The sequence below is a fragment of the Polaromonas sp. genome (assembly GCF_031411155.1).
Lineage (GTDB): Bacteria > Pseudomonadota > Gammaproteobacteria > Burkholderiales > Burkholderiaceae_C > Polaromonas.
Genome location: NZ_JANOAL010000206.1, coordinates 1 through 16,453 on the forward strand (window position 1 = coordinate 1; position 16,453 = coordinate 16,453).

Below are 16,453 nucleotides of genomic sequence, written 5' to 3' on the forward strand. Positions count from 1 at the left end.
CCTTGTTGAGACCGTCCACCACCGCAATGGTGTTTTCGTCCTGGGCTTTTTGCACCGTCAGCAGCAGGGTGCGCTGGCCGTTGTACAAGGCCAGGCTGTCCAGCTCCTGGGCGCCATCGGCAATGCGCGCCACCTGGTTCACCGTGATGGGCGTGCTGCCCGTGGCGCTGGTTTTTCGCGCCACGATCAGGTTGCCAAAGTCCTCGGGCCGCTTCATGCGGGCGTCGATCTTGACGACACGCTCCTGCGCCAGCGAGCGGACGGCACCCACCGGCAAATCCTGGTTTTCATTGCGCACCGCGCTGACCACCTGCTCGGCCGTGATGCCCAGCGATTCCATGGCCTGCGGCTTGAGGTAGATATTGATTTCACGCTTGCTGCCGCCGACCAGCGTGACCGAGCCCGCGCCACGCACGTTTTCCAGCCGTTTCTTCAAGACCTGGTCGGCCCAGTTGGTGAGTTCGACTGCTGACATGGGTGGCGCTGCCGAAGGGGTCGGGCATTTTTCCGACGGGCCGCCCCTAGAAAAAATAGCCCCCTCGGGGGGCAGCGCAGCACACGCAGTGGCAAGCGTGGGGGCCGGCAACACGGCGACCGACCAGATGGCGCGGCTGGCCGGGTCAAAGCGCAGCACGCGCGGCTCTTTCACCTCGTCCCGAAACAGCGGCCGGATCGCGGCGACTTTTTCACGCACGTCTTCGGCGGCCTTGCGGCCATCGACATAGAGCTGAAACTCGATGATGACGATGGCCTGGCCTTCAAAGCTGCGCGAGGTCAGGCTGCTGATGCCGGCGATCGAGTTGACGCCTTCCTCGATTTTCTTGGTGACTTCGCTTTCAACGATTTCGGGCGAGGCGCCGGGGTAGTCGGCCGTGACCACCACCACCGGAAAATCGATGTTGGGGAGCTGATCGACCTGCATGCGCTGGTAGGAAAACAGCCCCAGCACCACGATGGCCAGCATGACCATGGTGGCGAACACGGGATTTTTAAGGCTGATCTGGGTGAACCACATGGGCGGCGGTTCAGGGTGCGGGTTTGACGGCTGCCGGCGCACCCGCCACAGGCGTGAACCTGACCAGCGTGCCTTCACGCAAGACGCCAATCTGGCCGCGAATCACCAGCGTGTCTTCGGGCAAGCCGGTGAGGGCCAGCACCGGCTCATTGCCCGCCATGCCACGCGCACCCGGCGTGACCGCGCGGTGCACCACCTTGCCGTTTTCAACCGTCTGCACATAGGGCTCGGGCTTGTCGGTGCGCACGCTGCTGACGGGCACCGCCAGCCGCGCACTGCGCGCCGTGCCGAGCGTGCCCTGGGCAAACAGGCCCTGGCGCAGCGGCAGGGCAGAGGCCTGGCCGGGGTTGACCATGCTGAGGTACACCAGCACGCTGCGGCTGCCGGCCTGCGCGCTGGGGTTGATGCGGGCGACCGTGGCGGCCACGGTTTGCGCGCTGCCTTCAATCTGCAACTCGGCGCGCTGGCCCACGCGCACCTCCATGGCGTCGGCGGCGCTCAGGCTGGCTTCAAGTTCAAGCCGGCTCAGGTCCACGATTTCAAGAATCTTGCTGTCCAGCCCGACCCGCTCGCCCGGCTGCGCCAGCCGCTGCGACACCTGGCCGGAAATGGGCGCCTTCAGCACGGTGTCTTCGACCGCCTTGGCGGCAATATCGGTGGCGGCCTGCGCCGCCCGGTGGGTGGATTGCGCGGCATTGAGGCTGGCCAGCGAGGTGTCCAGCGCGGTTTTGGAGATAAAGCCCTGGTCCACCAGCGCCTTGTTGTTGTCGTACTGGCGCTGCGCCATGTCAACCTGGGCCCTGGCCGACTGCGCCTGTTCGCGGGCCTGCCGCACGCGCGACTGGATGTCGCTGGCGTCAATGCGGGCCACGGTCTGGCCGGCCTTGACGAAGTCGCCTTCGCGCAGCGTCAGGCCCTGCAGTTCGCCGGCCACGCGGGCCTTGACCATGGCGGAATTGACCGCTTTCAGCGCGCCGGTCACGGCCAGCCCCTGCGTCACTTCGCGGGTCTGGGCCTTGAACACATCGGTTTCGGCCAGCTCGACCAGGCGCTGGTCTTTGGCGCCACTGGAGGCGGTGGCCATCGCCTGCTGCTGGGCCTGGCGGGCCGACAGCGCGCGCAGCACGCCACCGGCCAGCAGCAGCACGATGAGCAGGGCAACAGCCCATTGAATGCCGCGTTTCATGATCGGCTTGCCTCCGTGCCTGGCGCTGCAGTGGCCGGTGCAGCGCTCAGGCCATAAAGAAGGGTCTGCACCTGCGTGGCAATGTATTGCTTGGGGTCCATGTCAATGTCATTGCGAACGCACACGCCGCTGGAGTGTTTGGACAGCATCAAAAAAATCATCGGGGCGATCACGGTGTAAATCCCGTAGTCCAGATCCATGTTGCGGAACTCCCCGCGCGCCATGCCCCGGCTCAAAATGCGGCGAATCAGGTCCTGCCCCGGCTGTATGACTTCCTGCTGGTAAAAGTCAGCAATCTCCGGAAAATTGCGCGCTTCGCTCATCATCAGCTTGGTAATGCCACATGCCTTGGTGGCGCCCACGCGATCCCACCAGACGTTCATGCAGTAAGTCAGCATGTCGGCGCTGCTGCCTTCAAAACTGGAAAATTCCTCGTTCCATTCCTTGAAGCGGCCCGAAATATTCTCGCGCACCACCGCCTTGAGCAGCTCTTCCTTGCTCTGGAAATACAGAAACAGCGTGCCCTTGGACACCCCCGCGCGCGCCGCGACTTCCTCGACCCGGGTGGCGGCAAAGCCTTTTTCCACAAACAGGTCGAGCGCCGCGTCCAGCAGTTCGCCGGGGCGCGCCTCCTTGCGCCGCTCGCGCTTGGCGGCGATGGCCGGGTTGTCGGGGCCGGTGGGGCAGAAGAATTTGGAGAGTGACATGATTAATGACCGATTGGTTATTAATGTAGCGTCTTACTTCCAGGCCGTCAAGAACCGGGCAAGCGGCGAATCAGCCTGAATTAAGGCGAGCTGCGGCGGCCACCGCCAGGCCCAGCCATTCGCGCAGCACCTGCTGCGAGGCCAGCAGGCCCGAGGCCGAGGGCATCCACTCCAGCACGGGGCTTTCCAGGGGCAGCACAAAGCCCATGGGCGCGGGTGTCACCGTCAGGCCGGCCGATGCAAACGCGGCGACCGAGCGCGGCATGTGCCAGGCATCGGTCACCAGGGCAATCCGCCGCACCCCATCGCGCTGCAGCAGCGGCGCCAGCAGGCGGGCATTGCCGGCCGTGTCGCGCGACTCTGACTCCAGCCAGCGCAGTGTCATGCCGTAGTCCTGCCCGGCCACACGGCTGGCCACCTCGGCCTCCGATTCGGCCTGCGCTGGATTGGCCGCCCAGCCCAGGCCGCCGCTAAAGGCCAGCGGCAAGCCCGATTGCCTGGCCAGCCAGATGCCGTAGCGCAGGCGGGCGGCCGTGTTGACGCGGGGCTGGGGGCTGCCGTATTCGGGCGCTTGCGGCAGCACACCGCCGCCCAGCACGACGATGGCCTGGGCCCGGCTGGCCTTGAGCGCCGCCACAGGCAGCGGCGGGTACTGTGTGAGGATGTTGCGCGCCAGCCACACCGCCGTGCCATGACAACTCAGCAGCCCCAGCAGCGCCAGTGACACCCCCACCAGCGCCAGGCCGCCGCGTTTGTGGTTGACGGCCAGCAGCCAGCCCAGCGCCGCCAGCAGCAGCAGCCCCAGCGGCGGCAGCACCAGCAGGGTCAGCAATGGTTTCAGTGCGCCAACATCCATCAGACGCTATCAAAACAATAGCTGAATGCGCACGTTCTATAAGGGCTAGCGCCGTAAAACATCAATAAAAAGCCTGCAAACCGGTCTGTGCGCGGCCCAGGATCAGCGCATGCACATCGTGCGTGCCCTCGTAGGTGTTGACGGTTTCCAGGTTGATCATGTGGCGAATCACATGGTACTCGTCATGAATGCCGTTGCCGCCGTGCATGTCGCGCGCCATGCGGGCAATGTCGAGCGACTTGCCGCAACTGTTGCGCTTGATCAGCGAAATCATCTCGGGCACGGCCCGGTCTTCGTCCATCAGCCGGCCGACGCGCAGGCAGGCCTGCAGGCCCAACGTGATTTCGGTCTGCATGTCGGCCAGTTTCTTTTGAATCAGCTGGTTTTGGGCGAGGGGGCGGCCAAACTGCTGGCGGTCCATCGTGTACTGGCGGGCGCGGAACCAGCAGTCTTCGGCCGCGCCCAAAGCGCCCCAGGCAATGCCGTAGCGCGCCTTGTTCAGGCAGCCAAACGGGCCCTTCAGGCCGCTCACATTGGGCAGCAGGTTTTCGGCCGGCACAAACACGTCGTCCATCACGATCTCGCCGGTGATGCTGGCGCGAAGACTCATCTTGCCTTCGATCTTGGGGGCGGAAAGGCCCTTCATGCCTTTTTCGAGCACGAAGCCGCGAATGGCTTCCTGGCCGCCGACCTTGCCGTCAGCGTCTTCGAGCTTGGCCCAGACCACGAACACGTCGGCGATCGGGCTGTTGGTGATCCACATCTTGCTGCCCTTGACGAGGTAGCCGCCATCGACCGGCTTGGCGCGCGTCAGCATGCTGGCCGGGTCCGAGCCGTGATTCGGTTCGGTCAGGCCGAAGCAGCCGACCCACTCGCCGGTGGCCAGCTTGGGCAGGTATTTTTGCCGCTGCGCTTCGTTGCCGTAGGCGTTGATCGGGTGCATGACCAGCGAGCTTTGCACGCTGATGGCGCTGCGGTAGCCGCTGTCGACGCGCTCCACTTCGCGCGCCACCAGGCCATAGCTCACGTAATTCAGGCCGGCGCAGCCATAGCCTTCAATGGTCGAGCCCAGGAAACCCATGGCGCCGGCCTCGTTCATGATCTCGCGGTCAAATTTTTCATGGCGTGCCGCCATCAACACGCGCGGTTGCAGTTTTGCCTGGCAGAAGTCATGGGCGGCCGCAACGATGGCGCGCTCGTCGTCGCTGAGTTGCTCCATCAGAAAAAACGGGTCTTCCCAGTTGAATTTGGTTTTCATGGCAGGTGTCCTTGGGGTGATTGGCACAGTGTAGGGAGTGTAGGAGGGGGCGGGTCTCAGCCCCTATTGTTTGGCAAGCATCAATAGTTGTCTAATATAGAAAATCGATTCAACGATACATTATTTGTATTTATGGAATTCCGCCACCTGCGCTACTTTCTGGTCTTGGCCGAAGAACTGCACTTTGGCCGGGCCGCGCGTCGGCTGTCGATTTCGCAGCCGCCGCTGTCGCTCAACATCCAGCAACTCGAGGCCTCGGTCGGTGCCCGGCTGTTCACCCGCAGCAGCAAGCAAGTCGTCCTGACGGCCGCCGGGCTGGCTTTTGTGCCATCGGCGCGCGCGTTGCTGGACCAGGCCGCCCAAGCCGCCAGCCACGCCCGCGACGTGGGCCAGGGCATGGCCGGAAGCCTGAGCATAGGCTTTGCCGGCACCCTGCTGTACAGCGGCCTGCCGCGCATTCTGGCGCGCTTTCAGGCCGAGCACCCCTTGCTGCGCGTGATGCTGAAAGAGCTGAGTTCGAGCGAGCAACTGGTGGAGCTGGCCCATGACCGGCTCGACCTTGGCTTTGCGCACACCACCCGCGTGCCGCCCGAGCTGAGCCAGATTCTGGTCGCCAGCCAGGCCTTTGTCTGCTGCCTGCCCGCCGTCCATGCGCTGGCCGGTGAGCGCTTGCTATCGCTCAAGCGCCTGCAGGGCGAGCCGTTTGCGGTGGTGTCACGCGCCGTATCGCCCGACTACCACGAGCGGATTTTGACGATTTGCAGCGACGCCGGCTTTTACCCCGAAATCCGCTACGAGCTGCGGCATTGGCTCAGCGTGGTGTCGCTGGTGTCGCAGGGCATGGGCGTGGCGCTGGTGCCGGCGGCGCTGCAGCAGTCGGCGCTGGCGGGTGCCGCCTTTGTGCCGCTGGACACGGTCACCACGCCGTATGAAACGCACTGCCTCTGGAAAACCGCGCACGACCATGCGGCCCTGACGGCCTTTGTCGGCGCGGTGCAGTCGGCCAGCGGCAGAGCGGCATGAAGGCTTGAAAACAGCGCGCGGGAACCGATCTGCATGCCACGAGTCAACCTGACAACCAAGGAACCCCATCATGAGCGAATTGCAAACCATCACCCTGGGCGGCGGCTGCTTCTGGTGTACCGAGGCGGTGTACGTCAAGGTGCGCGGCGTCACCGATGTCGAATCGGGCTACAGCAACGGCCAGGCGGCCCGGCCCAGCTATGAAGACGTCTGCAGCGGCCGCACCGGCAGCAATGAGGTCGTCAAACTGAGCTACGACCCGGCCCAGATCACGCTGAACCAGATTCTTGAAATCTTTTTCGTGATTCACGACCCGACCACCTTGAACCGCCAGGGCAATGACGCCGGCACGCAGTACCGCAGCGGCATTTACTATTCAACGCCCGAGCAAAAACAGGTGGCCGACGACATGATTCGCCAGATGAGCCAGGACAAGCTGTTCGGCCAGCCCATCGTCACCGAGGTGCTGCCGCTGGCCAACTACTGGCCGGCCGAGGCCTACCACCAGGATTATTTTGAGAAGAACCCGAACCAGGGCTATTGCATGGCCGTGGCCGGCCCCAAGGTGGCGAAATTCCGCAAGACTTTCACCTCACTGGTGAAGGACTGAGGCTGGGCGCGGGTGGGTGTATGCTATAAAAAGCATAGCTGCATACGCCTATTCTGCCAAGGCTGTAGCTGTTTTTTGCCTTGAAACGGCGGTTTTGACGGGTTTCTGGCCTTCAATCTGGCCGCCCGCCCCGCCTTCAGGCGCGCTGCTGCGCAAAGTAAAACCACTCCTGGCCCACCTCGCCATGCGGGTTGGGAAACACCACAAAGCCGTCGGCCGGGGCAGTGACCGGCTCGCCACCCTGGCGCACGCCAATCAGCTCACCGCCCTTGACCGCGTCAAAGCTGTTCCAGTCGCGGCTGAACCGGTCGCCCGCATGCTGGCGGTCGGTCACATCGACCAGCCGCAGGATTTCCCGGTCCATGGGCACCGGCGCGAGTGGCCGTGAATTGAGGCCCAGCAGCGCCAGCGTCTGCAAAATCGCGTGCCTGGCCACCTGCACCGCCTCGGGGGCATCGTGCTGGCCGCATTCCAACGTCACGCCATAGCCGCCGCGTGAGCGCATGTATTCGGTGGTGCCCACGCCGTAGTTGGGGTTGGTCATCAGGATTTGGTCGTCACGGTCTGCGTTTGGGGTGGGGGCCGCGGCACGTCGCTGCACGCCGAGCGCATAGGTTTCCAGCCAGCCTTCCACAATGCGGTGCGGCCCGGTGTGCAGGGCCAGCTGCATTTCTTCCGCCGCCCTGGCAAACGGCTCCAGCGTGCCCCGGTTGTCTTGCGGGCCAATCATGACGAACGGCGCGCCGCCGGTGTGAAACGAATGCAGATCGAGCAGCGCGTCATGCGCGTCCAGCAGCGGACACAGCACATTGGCAATCCGGTCCTCAAAATCCTGCGGAATCGCGCTCGGCGCCATGTTGCGGTTCAGGTTGCGCTCACCGGTGCGTTGCCCAAGCTGGTAGGCCAGCGGGTTGGTCACCGGCACCAGCGTCAGCGTGCCGCGCTCTATGGCCAACGCGCCGCTGTCGAGCTCTGCAATCAGCTGCGCAATCGCCCGGGCCCCGCACACCTCGTTGCCATGCACCGCACCCAGCACCAGCAGGCGCGGCCCGGGCGCCAGGCCGTGGTAGGTGAGGGTGCGCAGCTGGGTGGGGCGCTGATCGGCTGACCTGAACGCGGCAAGGGTGGAGTTGGTCATGGTGAGTCCGCCTGAAGCCAGGCTGCAAGGCTACGGTTGCCAAGAAAACAAAGCACCAGTTTAGGCCTTGTTCTGGCAATCTTTCGCGTCCGGCGCACGGGCTGTGCACGGGCCTGGGCGCTACGGCGCACAAGCTAAGATTGCGCGATGAATCAGCTGGTCTTTTTGTCCCTGGCGCCGGTGGTCTTGCTGATTGCTATTGGTTTTGTAGCGGGTCGTGCCGGCTGGATAAGGGCTGGCGCCATCAAGGACCTTTCAAACCTGGTTTTTCTGCTGCTCACGCCGGCCCTGCTGTTTCGCACCATGAGCCGGGTGCGCGTCGAGCAGCTCGACTTCAAGCCGGTGGCGGCTTACTTTCTGGCCGTCATGATGTTGTTTGGCGCCACCCTGCTGGTGCAGGGCTTTAACCGCCGCGCCGCCGTGCTGGCGCTGGCCACTACTTTTTCCAACACCGTGATGATTGGCATTGCGCTGGTCGGGCTGATGTACGGCGCGCCCGGCCTGGTGACGCTGTTCACACTGGTGTCGGTGCATTCGCTGGTGCTGCTGACCAGCGCAACGGTGGTGCTGGAGCTGGCGGTGGCGCAAGAGCAGAAGCCGGGCTCATCCGATGAGGCCAGCGCCGCTGCTCCCCGGCACGCCTTGGCAACCGTCTTGATGGCCGTGAAAAACGCGATCCTGCATCCCGTGCCGCTGCCCATCATCGCCGGCCTGCTGTTTGCGCAGACCGGGCTGGTGATTCCGGCCGTGATCGACAAACCGCTGGAGCTGCTGGCCAATGCCTTTGGCCCGCTGGCGCTGGTACTGGTGGGTGTGACGCTGGCCAACACGCCGGTGGGCCGGCATTGGCACCAGGCGCTGGTACTGGCCAGCGTCAAGAACCTGCTGCATCCGCTGCTGGTGTTTGGCCTGTGCCGCCTGCTCGGTGTGACGGGGTTGCCGATGACGGTCATGGTGGTGGCCGCGGCCCTGCCGATTGGCGCCAATGTGTTTTTGTTTTCGCAGCGCTACCAGGTGGCCGAAGAGCTGGTGACCGCCAGCGTGGCGGTGTCGACCGCGCTGGCGCTGCTGAGCCTGACGCTGGTGTTGCTGCTGGTCGGCCATGCCGTTTGATCCGAAAGAGCCCCGATGCCAGTTCTTCAATCCCTGCAATCGCTGCCGGTGTCGGCGCGGGCCATTGGCCTGTTGCTGCTGTCCAATGTGTTCATGACCTTTGCCTGGTACCGTCACCTGAAAAACCTGGCTTTCATCTTCCGCGGCGCCTGATCAAGCGCCTCTTCAACCAAGCGGGGGCCGCGGGACCGGCTTAGCCGGACCGCAGGCGCAGCGGTCCCCTCGGGGGGCAGGAAGCGACACGCTCGTAGCGCGACCGTGAGGGCCGGGTAAACTCCCGGCAGTCACAAAACCGTCTTATTGCAGACCTATTCCCAGAGGATTCACCATGCTGTTTGGCAAATTGCTGCCGCGCGAAGGCAATTTCTTTCAAATGTTCAATCAGCATGCGGACCGCATCGTGGAGGCGGCCCACGCCTTCTCCAAGCTGGTGGCCAACTACAGCGATGTGCAAAAGCGCGAAGCCTTCAACCGCGAGGTGGACAACGCCGAACGGGCCGCTGACCGCATTACCCACGAGGTCAACCGCGCGCTGCACAAAACCTTCATCACCCCGATCGACCGTGACCAGATCCACAAGCTGATCAATACCATGGACGACGTGGCCGACCTGATTCAGGACTCCGCCGAAACCATGGCGCTGTACGACGTGCGCCACATGACGGACGACATCGTGCGGCTGACCGACTTGAGCGTCAAGTGCTGCGAGCGCCTGAAGGACGCGGTGGGAATGATTGAAAAGGTCAACGACGCGGCCACCGCCGAGGCGGCCCTGAAAACCTGCGAGGAAATTGACCGGCTCGAATCCGACGCCGACCGCGTCATGCGCTCGGCCATGAGCCGGCTGTTTCGCGAGGAGCCCGACGTGCGCGAGGTCATCAAGCTCAAGGCGGTTTATGAGTTGCTGGAAACCATTACCGACAAGTGCGAGGACGTGGCCAATCTGATCGAGGGCATCGTCCTCGAAAATTCCTGAACGCGGGTTGCTGATCATGCAAACCGTACAGACCACTCTCTGGGTGGTGGCCCTGCTCGTATTTCTGGCGATTGCCTTTGACTTCATGAACGGCTTTCATGATGCGGCCAACTCGATCGCCACGGTGGTGTCGACCGGCGTGCTCAAGCCTGTCCATGCCGTGGTGTTTGCCGCGGCCTTCAACCTGATTGCGATTTTCATCTTCCATTTGAGCGTGGCCGCCACCGTGGGCAAGGGCATTGTGCAGCCCGGCGTGGTCGATACCCACGTCGTGTTTGGCGCGCTGACGGGGGCCATTACCTGGAACTTCCTGACCTGGTATTACGGTATTCCGAGCAGCTCGTCGCACGCGTTGATTGGCGGCATTGTCGGGGCCGTGATTGCCAAGGCTGGCGCCCATGCGCTGGTGTCCGGCGGCATTCTGAAGACGGTCGCTTTTATTTTTATTTCACCGGTGCTGGGTTTCCTGCTGGGCTCGCTGATGATGGTGCTGGTGGCGTGGGTCTGCCGGCGCGCCACGCCGTCCAAGGTTGACCGCTGGTTTCGCCGCCTGCAACTGGTCTCGGCCGGCGCCTACAGCCTGGGTCACGGCGGCAACGATGCGCAAAAAACCATCGGCATCATCTGGATGCTGCTGATCGCCACCGGCTATGCCTCGGCCGGCGACGCATCGCCCCCGACCTGGACCATTGTGAGCTGCTACACGGCGATAGCGGCGGGCACCATGTTTGGCGGCTGGCGCATCGTCAAAACCATGGGCCAGAAGATCACTAAGCTCAAGCCCGTCGGCGGTTTTTGCGCGGAAACCGGCGGCGCCTTGACGCTCTTTCTGGCGACCGGGCTGGGCATACCGGTCTCCACCACCCACACTATCACCGGTGCGATTGTGGGCGTGGGCTCTACCCAGCGTGCCTCGGCCGTGCGCTGGGGCGTGGCCGGCAACATCGTCTGGGCCTGGATTTTTACCATTCCCGCATCGGCCTTTGTGGCAGCGATTGGCTACTGGGTCAGCTTGCAACTCTTCTGACCGGCTTGGCCGGACCGCGGGCGTGCGGGCATGTCTTTTCAAGTAGGGGCCGCGGGACTGGCTTTGCCAGACCGCAGGCGCAGCGGCCCCCTCGGGGGGGCAGGGAGCGACACGCAGTGCGCGACCGTGGGGGCCTACTGTGAAATCTTGCGCGCTTCCTCGACCTGATATTCAAAGTAGCGCTGAAAGCTGAACACAATGCTCGACATCAGCGCAATGGTGCCGAACAGCAGGGCAAACACCACGGCGCCTATGGTCAGCCAGTTGGTGTGGCCCGCCGCCGCTTCGGGGGTTTGAGGGTTGTAGCGCGCATTCCACTTTTCAGGCGTCATCAAGCCGTAGTAAATCGCGGTCAACGCAGTCGCCGCCAGCGTAAAACCCAGCAGCGGAATCAAGACCCAGGCCAACTGGTCGTCCTGACCATACAGGCGCACGCGCTCCACCCCCCACCAGCCCAGCGCCGCCACCATGGGGTGCACCCAGGCCCACAGGTCGGTCAGGCCAAACAGGTAAAGGCGGTGCAGGCCCAACTGGCCGGTGATGAGGGCCAGCCAAGCGGCGGCGGTCTTGTTTTTGGGTGATTGCATTGCCGCGATTATGGGGCGGGGGCTTCGAGCGGCGGCTGGGTGTCGCCGTGTCCCAATGTTTTTTGCATGATCACGATGTCGCGCCAGGCGCCGTGTTTCCAGCCGCAGGATTCGACAACCCCGACCTGGGTGAAGCCCAGCGCCAGATGCACTCCGACCGAGCCGGCATTGGCCGAATCGCCAATCACCGCCATCACCTTGCGCACGCCCACCGCTTCGCAGCGGGCCAGCAATTCGGTCAGCAGCGCGCGGCCCAGGCCCTTGCGGTGCAGATCCGGCGCCAGGTAAATCGAGTCTTCCACCGAGAAGCGGTAGGCCGGTCGCGGCTTGAACCAGTTGCCGTAGGCAAAGCCTGCGATCTTGCCCTCATCCTCGGCCACCAGGTAGGGCAGGCCCTTGGCCAGCACGTCGGCGCGGCGGGCCGCCATGTCGGTCACGCCGGGTGGCTCGGTTTCAAACGTGCCGGTGCCGTGCAGCACATGGTGGGCGTAGATGGCGGTGATGGCGGGCAGGTCTTCGTCGCGGCTGGGGCGTATCAAGGGCATGGGGAAGCATCGGTGGGGAAGAAGCCCTGATTTTCAGGCAAAAACAGGGCGCAACCCGCCGGCGGGCTATAATCTGCGGCTTTGCAGCATTTCGCTGGCCGGGTGGCCATGTCGTGTGTCTCAAGCGCTGCAGGAATATTTGGGGTGTCTCATCACTTTGATGCCCCGCCACCCAAAGGATAAATCATGGTCGTCATTCGACTTTCTCGCGGCGGTTCCAAGCACCGTCCCTTCTTCAATATCGTTGTGGCGGACAAACGCGTTCGCCGCGACGGCCGTTTCATCGAGCGCATCGGGTTTTACAACCCGATTGCCAAGGGCGGCGAAGAAGGCCTGCGCATTGCGCAAGACCGCCTGACCCACTGGGTCGGTGTGGGCGCCCAGGCGTCCCCCACCGTGCTGCGCCTGATCAAGCAGGGCGCCACCAAGGCGGCTGCCTGATTTTTCAGCAGTTTTGATGCAGCCCGCCCTTCAGACGTCCGCAGGTCTGGCCCCTTCAAGCCTGCCTGACGACGCCATCGAAGTCGGGCGCATCCTGGATGCCTGGGGTGTCAAGGGCTGGATCAAGATCCTGCCCCACAGCTCGGCACCAGAGGCCTTGTTCTCGGCCACATCCTGGTTTCTCCAGGCGCCAGAGGCGAAGTTCCGGCCCGGCTTCAACGCCTTTTCGGGCACGGTTTCGCTGCAACTGGACGAAGTCAAAACCCATTCCGATTCCATCGTCGCCAAGGCCCGGGGCCTGGACGACCGCACCGCGGCCGAAGCCTTGCGCGGTGCGCGTATCTTTTTGCCGCGCAGCAGCTTTCCGGCAGCGTCGAAGGACGAGTATTACTGGGTCGACCTGATTGGCCTGAACGTGGTCAACCGCGAAGGCGTGGCCCTGGGCTGCGTGCGCGACCTGATGGCGACCGGCCCGCATTCGGTGCTGTGCGTTGAGTACCCCCAGACCGCGGAAGACGGCAGCGTCACCACGGCCGAGCGCATGATTCCCTTTGTCTCGGTCTATGTCGATGCGGTGGACATTGCCGGCAAGTCGATCACCGTTGACTGGCAGCCGGACTACTGAGGCCGCCAGCATCTCGGGGCGACTAGCCCTGAGGCATCCGACAGGCGCAAAATAGCGCATTAGGCGGTTACTCCATGCGTTTCGATGTCATCACCCTTTTCCCCGAACTGTTTGCGCCGTTTTTGACCAGCGGCGTGACCCGCCGCGCCTACGAATCGGGCCTGGTCGAGGTCAGGCTCTGGAACCCCCGCGATTTTGCCGAGGGCAACTACCGCCGCGTCGATGACCGGCCGTTTGGCGGCGGCCCCGGCATGGTGATGATGGCCGAGCCGCTGACGCTGTGCCTTGAAACCATACAGGCTGAGCGCGCCGCTGCGAGCGCCGCGCGCGTGCCCACGGTTCTCTTTTCCCCCATCGGCCAGGCGCTCACCCACAGCGGCGTGCAGGCCTGGTCCGCCAGCCCGGGGGCGGTGCTGATTTGCGGCCGTTATGAAGGCCTGGACCAGCGCTTCATTGACGCGCATGTCGATCAGCAGGTCAGCCTGGGTGATTTTGTGCTGTCGGGCGGTGAAATTGCCGCCATGGCCCTGCTCGATGCGGTGGCCCGGTTGCAGCCCGGTGTGCTCAATGACGAGGGCAGCCACCAGCTGGACAGCTTCAACCCGGCGCTGGACGGCCTGCTGGATTGCCCGCATTACACCCGGCCCGAAGCCTGGCGCGGCCAGCCGGTGCCGCCCAATTTGCTGTCGGGCAACCACGCCCATATTGAACGCTGGCGGCGCGAGCAGCGGCTGGCCCTGACCCAGCGCCTGCGCCCCGAACTGGTGGAAAAAGCGCGGGCGGCCGGCCAGCTGAGTGCCGGCGACGAGGCTTTTCTGGACGATTTGATCGAAGACCCGGAGCAGGACGCCTAGGGTTTTCTGCGCGTTTGCTATAATCGTGGGCTTTTCGGTCCTCTGGCGGCCACCGCGACCATCTGATTGGTCTCCGGATCAATCCATGGATTTGCGGTCTTTAGCGTAGCGCGTGCATGAACGAAAAAGTTTGATGGAAAAATTATGAATCTGATCCAGACTCTTGAGCAGGAAGAAATTGCCCGCCTGAACAAAACCATTCCTGTTTATGCCCCTGGCGATACCGTCATCGTGAGCGTGAACGTGGTTGAGGGAACCCGCAAACGTGTGCAGGCTTTTGAAGGTGTCGTGATTGCCAAGCGCAACCGCGGCCTGAACTCCAGCTTCATCGTTCGCAAAATCTCCAATGGCGAAGGCGTCGAGCGTACCTTCCAGGTTTACAGCCCGCTGATCGCCAAGATCGAAGTCAAACGCCGTGGTGACGTGCGCCGTGCCAAGTTGTACTACCTGCGTAGCCGCAGCGGAAAATCCGCGCGTATCAAGGAAAAACTGGGCGCCAAGGCTGCCTAACACCCAGCTTCTTGCCCGAAAAGCCGCTCTCCGAAGCGGCTTTTTTTATGTCTGCTACGCTTTACTCTTGCAGCCGCCGACCATGAACTCCTCCAGGCCCTTGCCCAAATTTGATCCGCGCAGCATTCCGGTGCTGGGCATTGATGATCACCTGGCCGGCGTGGCGCTGGAGCGGCTCTTGCCCCAGGCGCTGCGCGACCGATTTCGGCATCCGCCAATCTGGATGCCCGAGCACAGCGTGGAAAAGAAGTTTACCGACCGCCAGCCCGCGCTGGCGGCCGTGCTGCTGCCGCTGGTGATGCGCGACGAGCTGACCCTGCTGCTGACCGAGCGCACCGACAACCTGTCGACCCACTCGGGCCAGATTGCCTTTCCGGGCGGGCGCACCGATGAGTCTGACCACGATGCGGTCGACACCGCGCTGCGCGAGGCAGAGGAGGAAATCGGCTTGCCGCGCGGCCATGTGGAGGTGCTGGGCACCCTGCCGACCTATGTCACCGGCACCGCCTTCATCATCACGCCGGTGGTGGCGCTGGTTAAACCCGGCTTTGAATTGCAGCCCAACCCCGGCGAGGTGGCCGATGTGTTTGAGGTGCCGCTCGGCTATCTGATGAACCCGGCCCATCACCGCCGCCATGAGTTTGAATTTGAGGGCGTAATCCGGCAGTGGCTCTCCATGCCCTACACCGACCCGGTGCTGCAGGTCGATGCCGGGCAAGCGCGTGAGCGCTACATCTGGGGCGCCACGGCCGGCATGCTGCGCAACCTCTACCGCTTTCTGAGCGCCTGAGGCGCCCCGGGGGCGGCGAGTCTCTGTGCGAGTTTCAAGCCAGCAGGGGCTGGGGACCGGCTCCGCCGGACCGCAGGCGCAGCGGCCCCCTCGGGGGGCAGGGAGCGACACGCAGTGCGCGACCGTGGGGGCAGTATGATTCCCGCATGAGCTTTTTTGCCGTCTTGTTTGCCCTCCTGATCGAGCAGGCCCGGCCGCTGGCCCGCGGCAACTGGGTTCATGCCAGCTTCCGCGCCTGGGCGCGCTGGGCCAACCGCAGTCTGGACGCCGGCAAGCCCTCCCACGGATGGATTGCCTGGACGGTGGCGGTGTTGGGGCCGGCGCTGGCCACGCTGCTGATTCATTGGCTGCTCTGGAGCGTGAGCCCGCTGCTGGCCTTTGTCTGGAGCGTTGCCATGCTGTACGTCACGCTGGGCTTTCGGCAGTTCAGCCACTATTTCACCGACATTCGCGACGCGCTCGACGAAGGCGACGAGACCGCCGCGCGCGAGTTGCTGGCCCAGTGGCGCCAGGTCGATGCCAGTGAATTGCCGCGCAGCGAAATCGTGCGCCATGTGATCGAGTATTCGGTGCTTGCCGCCCATCGTCATGTGTTTGGCGTGCTGGGCTGGTTCTCGGTGCTGGCTGCGCTGGGGCTGGGGCCGGCGGGCGCGGTGTTCTACCGCATGGCTGAATTTGTGTCGCGCTACTGGGTTTACAAAAGCAAGTCGGCTGCCGCCGCTACCGAGGGCGCGAGCCCGGCGCTGCAACAGGCCGCCGCACGCGCCTGGGGCGTCATTGATTTCGTGCCTGCCCGAGTCACCTCGCTGGGCTTTGCCGTGGTCGGGAGCTTTGAGGACGCGATCGATGCCTGGCGCCACTACACCCAGCGTTTCGCCGACACGGCGCCCGCAGCGGCGCAAAACCGCAACGACGGCATCATTCTGGCCGCCACCTCGGGCGCGGTGAATGTGCGCCTGGGCGGCGGCGCGCTCAGGCCAGCCAGCCGGCCCCAGTTTGCGCCCGATGCGTCCCAGGGTTTTTCGGCCGGTGGCGTGGAGGTGGAAGAACCCGGCGCCTCAGAAGCCACGCCGGGCCGCGAGCCCGAGGTGGCGCATTTGCGCAGCATCGTCGGGCTGGTGTGGCGCTCGGTGGTGCTGTGGATGGTGCTGCTGGCGCTCTTGACGCTGGCGCGATTGCTCGGCTGAGCACC

The 16,453-nt window shown here is 64.0% G+C and carries 19 protein-coding genes and 1 pseudogene; 12 read left to right on the plus strand and 8 right to left on the minus strand.

Annotation, left to right across the window (positions count from 1 at the left end):
- The 5 genes from RMO23_RS12845 to RMO23_RS12865 form a co-directional block, all read right to left on the minus strand.
- Positions 1-1,015 (minus strand): efflux RND transporter permease subunit (locus tag RMO23_RS12845; protein ID WP_309682079.1); only part of this gene is annotated, 1,015 nt, incomplete at its 3' end.
- 10 nt (positions 1,016-1,025) lie between these two features.
- Complete coding sequence (locus RMO23_RS12850; RefSeq protein WP_309682082.1) at positions 1,026-2,201, minus strand: efflux RND transporter periplasmic adaptor subunit; 1,176 nt, start codon at positions 2,199-2,201, stop codon at positions 1,026-1,028.
- Entirely contained in the window at positions 2,198-2,908 is a 711-nt protein-coding gene (locus RMO23_RS12855; RefSeq protein ID WP_309682084.1) for a TetR/AcrR family transcriptional regulator, read from the minus strand. Before RMO23_RS12855 ends, RMO23_RS12850 begins: the two co-directional genes overlap by 4 nt.
- A gap of 70 nt (positions 2,909-2,978) precedes the next feature.
- Positions 2,979-3,764, minus strand: a complete 786-nt coding sequence (locus RMO23_RS12860) for a YdcF family protein (protein ID WP_309682087.1) — start codon at positions 3,762-3,764, stop codon at positions 2,979-2,981.
- Between the two features lie 61 nt (positions 3,765-3,825).
- The gene (locus tag RMO23_RS12865) at positions 3,826-5,022 is read right to left on the minus strand and encodes an acyl-CoA dehydrogenase (RefSeq protein ID WP_309682089.1); all 1,197 of its coding nucleotides are present in this window, start codon (positions 5,020-5,022) and stop codon (positions 3,826-3,828) included.
- A gap of 132 nt (positions 5,023-5,154) precedes the next feature.
- On the opposite strand from RMO23_RS12865, the gene RMO23_RS12870 reads away from it, so the two are divergent.
- Positions 5,155-6,045 carry a LysR family transcriptional regulator gene (locus tag RMO23_RS12870; RefSeq protein ID WP_309682091.1) on the plus strand — a complete coding sequence of 297 codons (891 nt, stop codon included), beginning with the start codon at positions 5,155-5,157 and terminating at the stop codon, positions 6,043-6,045.
- A 70-nt stretch (positions 6,046-6,115) separates the two neighbouring features.
- Positions 6,116-6,655 (plus strand): peptide-methionine (S)-S-oxide reductase MsrA, encoded by a 540-nt coding sequence (msrA, locus tag RMO23_RS12875; protein ID WP_309682094.1) that lies wholly within the window; start codon positions 6,116-6,118, stop codon positions 6,653-6,655.
- A 136-nt stretch (positions 6,656-6,791) separates the two neighbouring features.
- Here the strand turns inward: msrA and RMO23_RS12880 are convergent, their stop codons facing one another.
- Positions 6,792-7,793, minus strand: coding sequence for a succinylglutamate desuccinylase/aspartoacylase family protein (locus RMO23_RS12880; protein WP_309682095.1), 1,002 nt, complete (start codon positions 7,791-7,793; stop codon positions 6,792-6,794).
- Positions 7,794-7,940: 147 nt separating this feature from the next.
- Here RMO23_RS12880 and RMO23_RS12885 point away from each other — a divergent pair, with 147 nt between their 5' ends.
- From RMO23_RS12885 to RMO23_RS12900, 4 genes and pseudogenes are all read left to right on the plus strand, one after another.
- Positions 7,941-8,906: an AEC family transporter gene (locus RMO23_RS12885; protein ID WP_309682098.1), complete on the plus strand. Its 966-nt coding sequence runs from the start codon at positions 7,941-7,943 to the stop codon at positions 8,904-8,906.
- Positions 8,907-8,921: 15 nt separating this feature from the next.
- Positions 8,922-9,038, plus strand: a pseudogene (locus tag RMO23_RS12890) (DMT family protein); the annotation flags it as partial.
- A gap of 196 nt (positions 9,039-9,234) precedes the next feature.
- Complete coding sequence (locus RMO23_RS12895; RefSeq protein WP_309682101.1) at positions 9,235-9,882, plus strand: DUF47 domain-containing protein; 648 nt, start codon at positions 9,235-9,237, stop codon at positions 9,880-9,882.
- Positions 9,883-9,898: 16 nt separating this feature from the next.
- Positions 9,899-10,909, plus strand: a complete 1,011-nt coding sequence (locus RMO23_RS12900; protein WP_309682104.1) for an anion permease — start codon at positions 9,899-9,901, stop codon at positions 10,907-10,909.
- A 134-nt stretch (positions 10,910-11,043) separates the two neighbouring features.
- Here the strand turns inward: RMO23_RS12900 and RMO23_RS12905 are convergent, their stop codons facing one another.
- Together RMO23_RS12905 and RMO23_RS12910 are read right to left on the minus strand one after the other, a co-directional pair.
- The gene (locus tag RMO23_RS12905) at positions 11,044-11,496 is read right to left on the minus strand and encodes a hypothetical protein (RefSeq protein ID WP_309682107.1); all 453 of its coding nucleotides are present in this window, start codon (positions 11,494-11,496) and stop codon (positions 11,044-11,046) included.
- An 8-nt stretch (positions 11,497-11,504) separates the two neighbouring features.
- Positions 11,505-12,041 (minus strand): N-acetyltransferase family protein, encoded by a 537-nt coding sequence (locus tag RMO23_RS12910; protein WP_309682109.1) that lies wholly within the window; start codon positions 12,039-12,041, stop codon positions 11,505-11,507.
- Positions 12,042-12,227: 186 nt separating this feature from the next.
- On the opposite strand from RMO23_RS12910, the gene rpsP reads away from it, so the two are divergent.
- The 6 genes from rpsP (at position 12,228) to RMO23_RS12940 (ending at position 16,448) form a co-directional block, all read left to right on the plus strand.
- A complete protein-coding gene (gene rpsP, locus RMO23_RS12915) occupies positions 12,228-12,482 on the plus strand; it encodes a 30S ribosomal protein S16 (RefSeq protein ID WP_309682112.1) in 255 nt (84 codons plus the stop codon).
- Between the two features lie 16 nt (positions 12,483-12,498).
- Positions 12,499-13,107 (plus strand): ribosome maturation factor RimM, encoded by a 609-nt coding sequence (gene rimM / locus RMO23_RS12920; RefSeq protein ID WP_309682115.1) that lies wholly within the window; start codon positions 12,499-12,501, stop codon positions 13,105-13,107.
- Positions 13,108-13,181: 74 nt separating this feature from the next.
- A complete protein-coding gene (trmD, locus tag RMO23_RS12925; protein WP_309682119.1) occupies positions 13,182-13,961 on the plus strand; it encodes a tRNA (guanosine(37)-N1)-methyltransferase TrmD in 780 nt (259 codons plus the stop codon).
- A 144-nt stretch (positions 13,962-14,105) separates the two neighbouring features.
- Positions 14,106-14,471: a 50S ribosomal protein L19 gene (rplS, locus tag RMO23_RS12930; protein ID WP_077595343.1), complete on the plus strand. Its 366-nt coding sequence runs from the start codon at positions 14,106-14,108 to the stop codon at positions 14,469-14,471.
- Positions 14,472-14,553: 82 nt separating this feature from the next.
- Positions 14,554-15,261 carry a CoA pyrophosphatase gene (locus RMO23_RS12935; RefSeq protein ID WP_309682128.1) on the plus strand — a complete coding sequence of 236 codons (708 nt, stop codon included), beginning with the start codon at positions 14,554-14,556 and terminating at the stop codon, positions 15,259-15,261.
- A gap of 146 nt (positions 15,262-15,407) precedes the next feature.
- Entirely contained in the window at positions 15,408-16,448 is a 1,041-nt protein-coding gene (locus tag RMO23_RS12940; RefSeq protein ID WP_309682130.1) for a CobD/CbiB family protein, read from the plus strand.
- Positions 16,449-16,453: the final 5 nt, after the last annotated feature.

What these genes read in the sequence shown, in the direction of transcription:
- RMO23_RS12850 (WP_309682082.1), bottom strand. Translation starts at nt 2,201, where the DNA reads ATGAAACGCGGCATTCAATGGGCTGTTGCCCTGCTCATCGTGCTGCTG.
- RMO23_RS12855 (WP_309682084.1), bottom strand. Translation starts at nt 2,908, where the DNA reads ATGTCACTCTCCAAATTCTTCTGCCCCACCGGCCCCGACAACCCGGCC.
- RMO23_RS12860 (WP_309682087.1), bottom strand. Translation starts at nt 3,764, where the DNA reads ATGGATGTTGGCGCACTGAAACCATTGCTGACCCTGCTGGTGCTGCCG.
- RMO23_RS12865 (WP_309682089.1), bottom strand. Translation starts at nt 5,022, where the DNA reads ATGAAAACCAAATTCAACTGGGAAGACCCGTTTTTTCTGATGGAGCAA.
- RMO23_RS12870 (WP_309682091.1), top strand. Translation starts at nt 5,155, where the DNA reads ATGGAATTCCGCCACCTGCGCTACTTTCTGGTCTTGGCCGAAGAACTG.
- msrA (WP_309682094.1), top strand. Translation starts at nt 6,116, where the DNA reads ATGAGCGAATTGCAAACCATCACCCTGGGCGGCGGCTGCTTCTGGTGT.
- RMO23_RS12880 (WP_309682095.1), bottom strand. Translation starts at nt 7,793, where the DNA reads ATGACCAACTCCACCCTTGCCGCGTTCAGGTCAGCCGATCAGCGCCCC.
- RMO23_RS12885 (WP_309682098.1), top strand. Translation starts at nt 7,941, where the DNA reads ATGAATCAGCTGGTCTTTTTGTCCCTGGCGCCGGTGGTCTTGCTGATT.
- RMO23_RS12895 (WP_309682101.1), top strand. Translation starts at nt 9,235, where the DNA reads ATGCTGTTTGGCAAATTGCTGCCGCGCGAAGGCAATTTCTTTCAAATG.
- RMO23_RS12900 (WP_309682104.1), top strand. Translation starts at nt 9,899, where the DNA reads ATGCAAACCGTACAGACCACTCTCTGGGTGGTGGCCCTGCTCGTATTT.
- RMO23_RS12905 (WP_309682107.1), bottom strand. Translation starts at nt 11,496, where the DNA reads ATGCAATCACCCAAAAACAAGACCGCCGCCGCTTGGCTGGCCCTCATC.
- RMO23_RS12910 (WP_309682109.1), bottom strand. Translation starts at nt 12,041, where the DNA reads ATGCCCTTGATACGCCCCAGCCGCGACGAAGACCTGCCCGCCATCACC.
- rpsP (WP_309682112.1), top strand. Translation starts at nt 12,228, where the DNA reads ATGGTCGTCATTCGACTTTCTCGCGGCGGTTCCAAGCACCGTCCCTTC.
- rimM (WP_309682115.1), top strand. Translation starts at nt 12,499, where the DNA reads ATGCAGCCCGCCCTTCAGACGTCCGCAGGTCTGGCCCCTTCAAGCCTG.
- trmD (WP_309682119.1), top strand. Translation starts at nt 13,182, where the DNA reads ATGCGTTTCGATGTCATCACCCTTTTCCCCGAACTGTTTGCGCCGTTT.
- rplS (WP_077595343.1), top strand. Translation starts at nt 14,106, where the DNA reads ATGAATCTGATCCAGACTCTTGAGCAGGAAGAAATTGCCCGCCTGAAC.
- RMO23_RS12935 (WP_309682128.1), top strand. Translation starts at nt 14,554, where the DNA reads ATGAACTCCTCCAGGCCCTTGCCCAAATTTGATCCGCGCAGCATTCCG.
- RMO23_RS12940 (WP_309682130.1), top strand. Translation starts at nt 15,408, where the DNA reads ATGAGCTTTTTTGCCGTCTTGTTTGCCCTCCTGATCGAGCAGGCCCGG.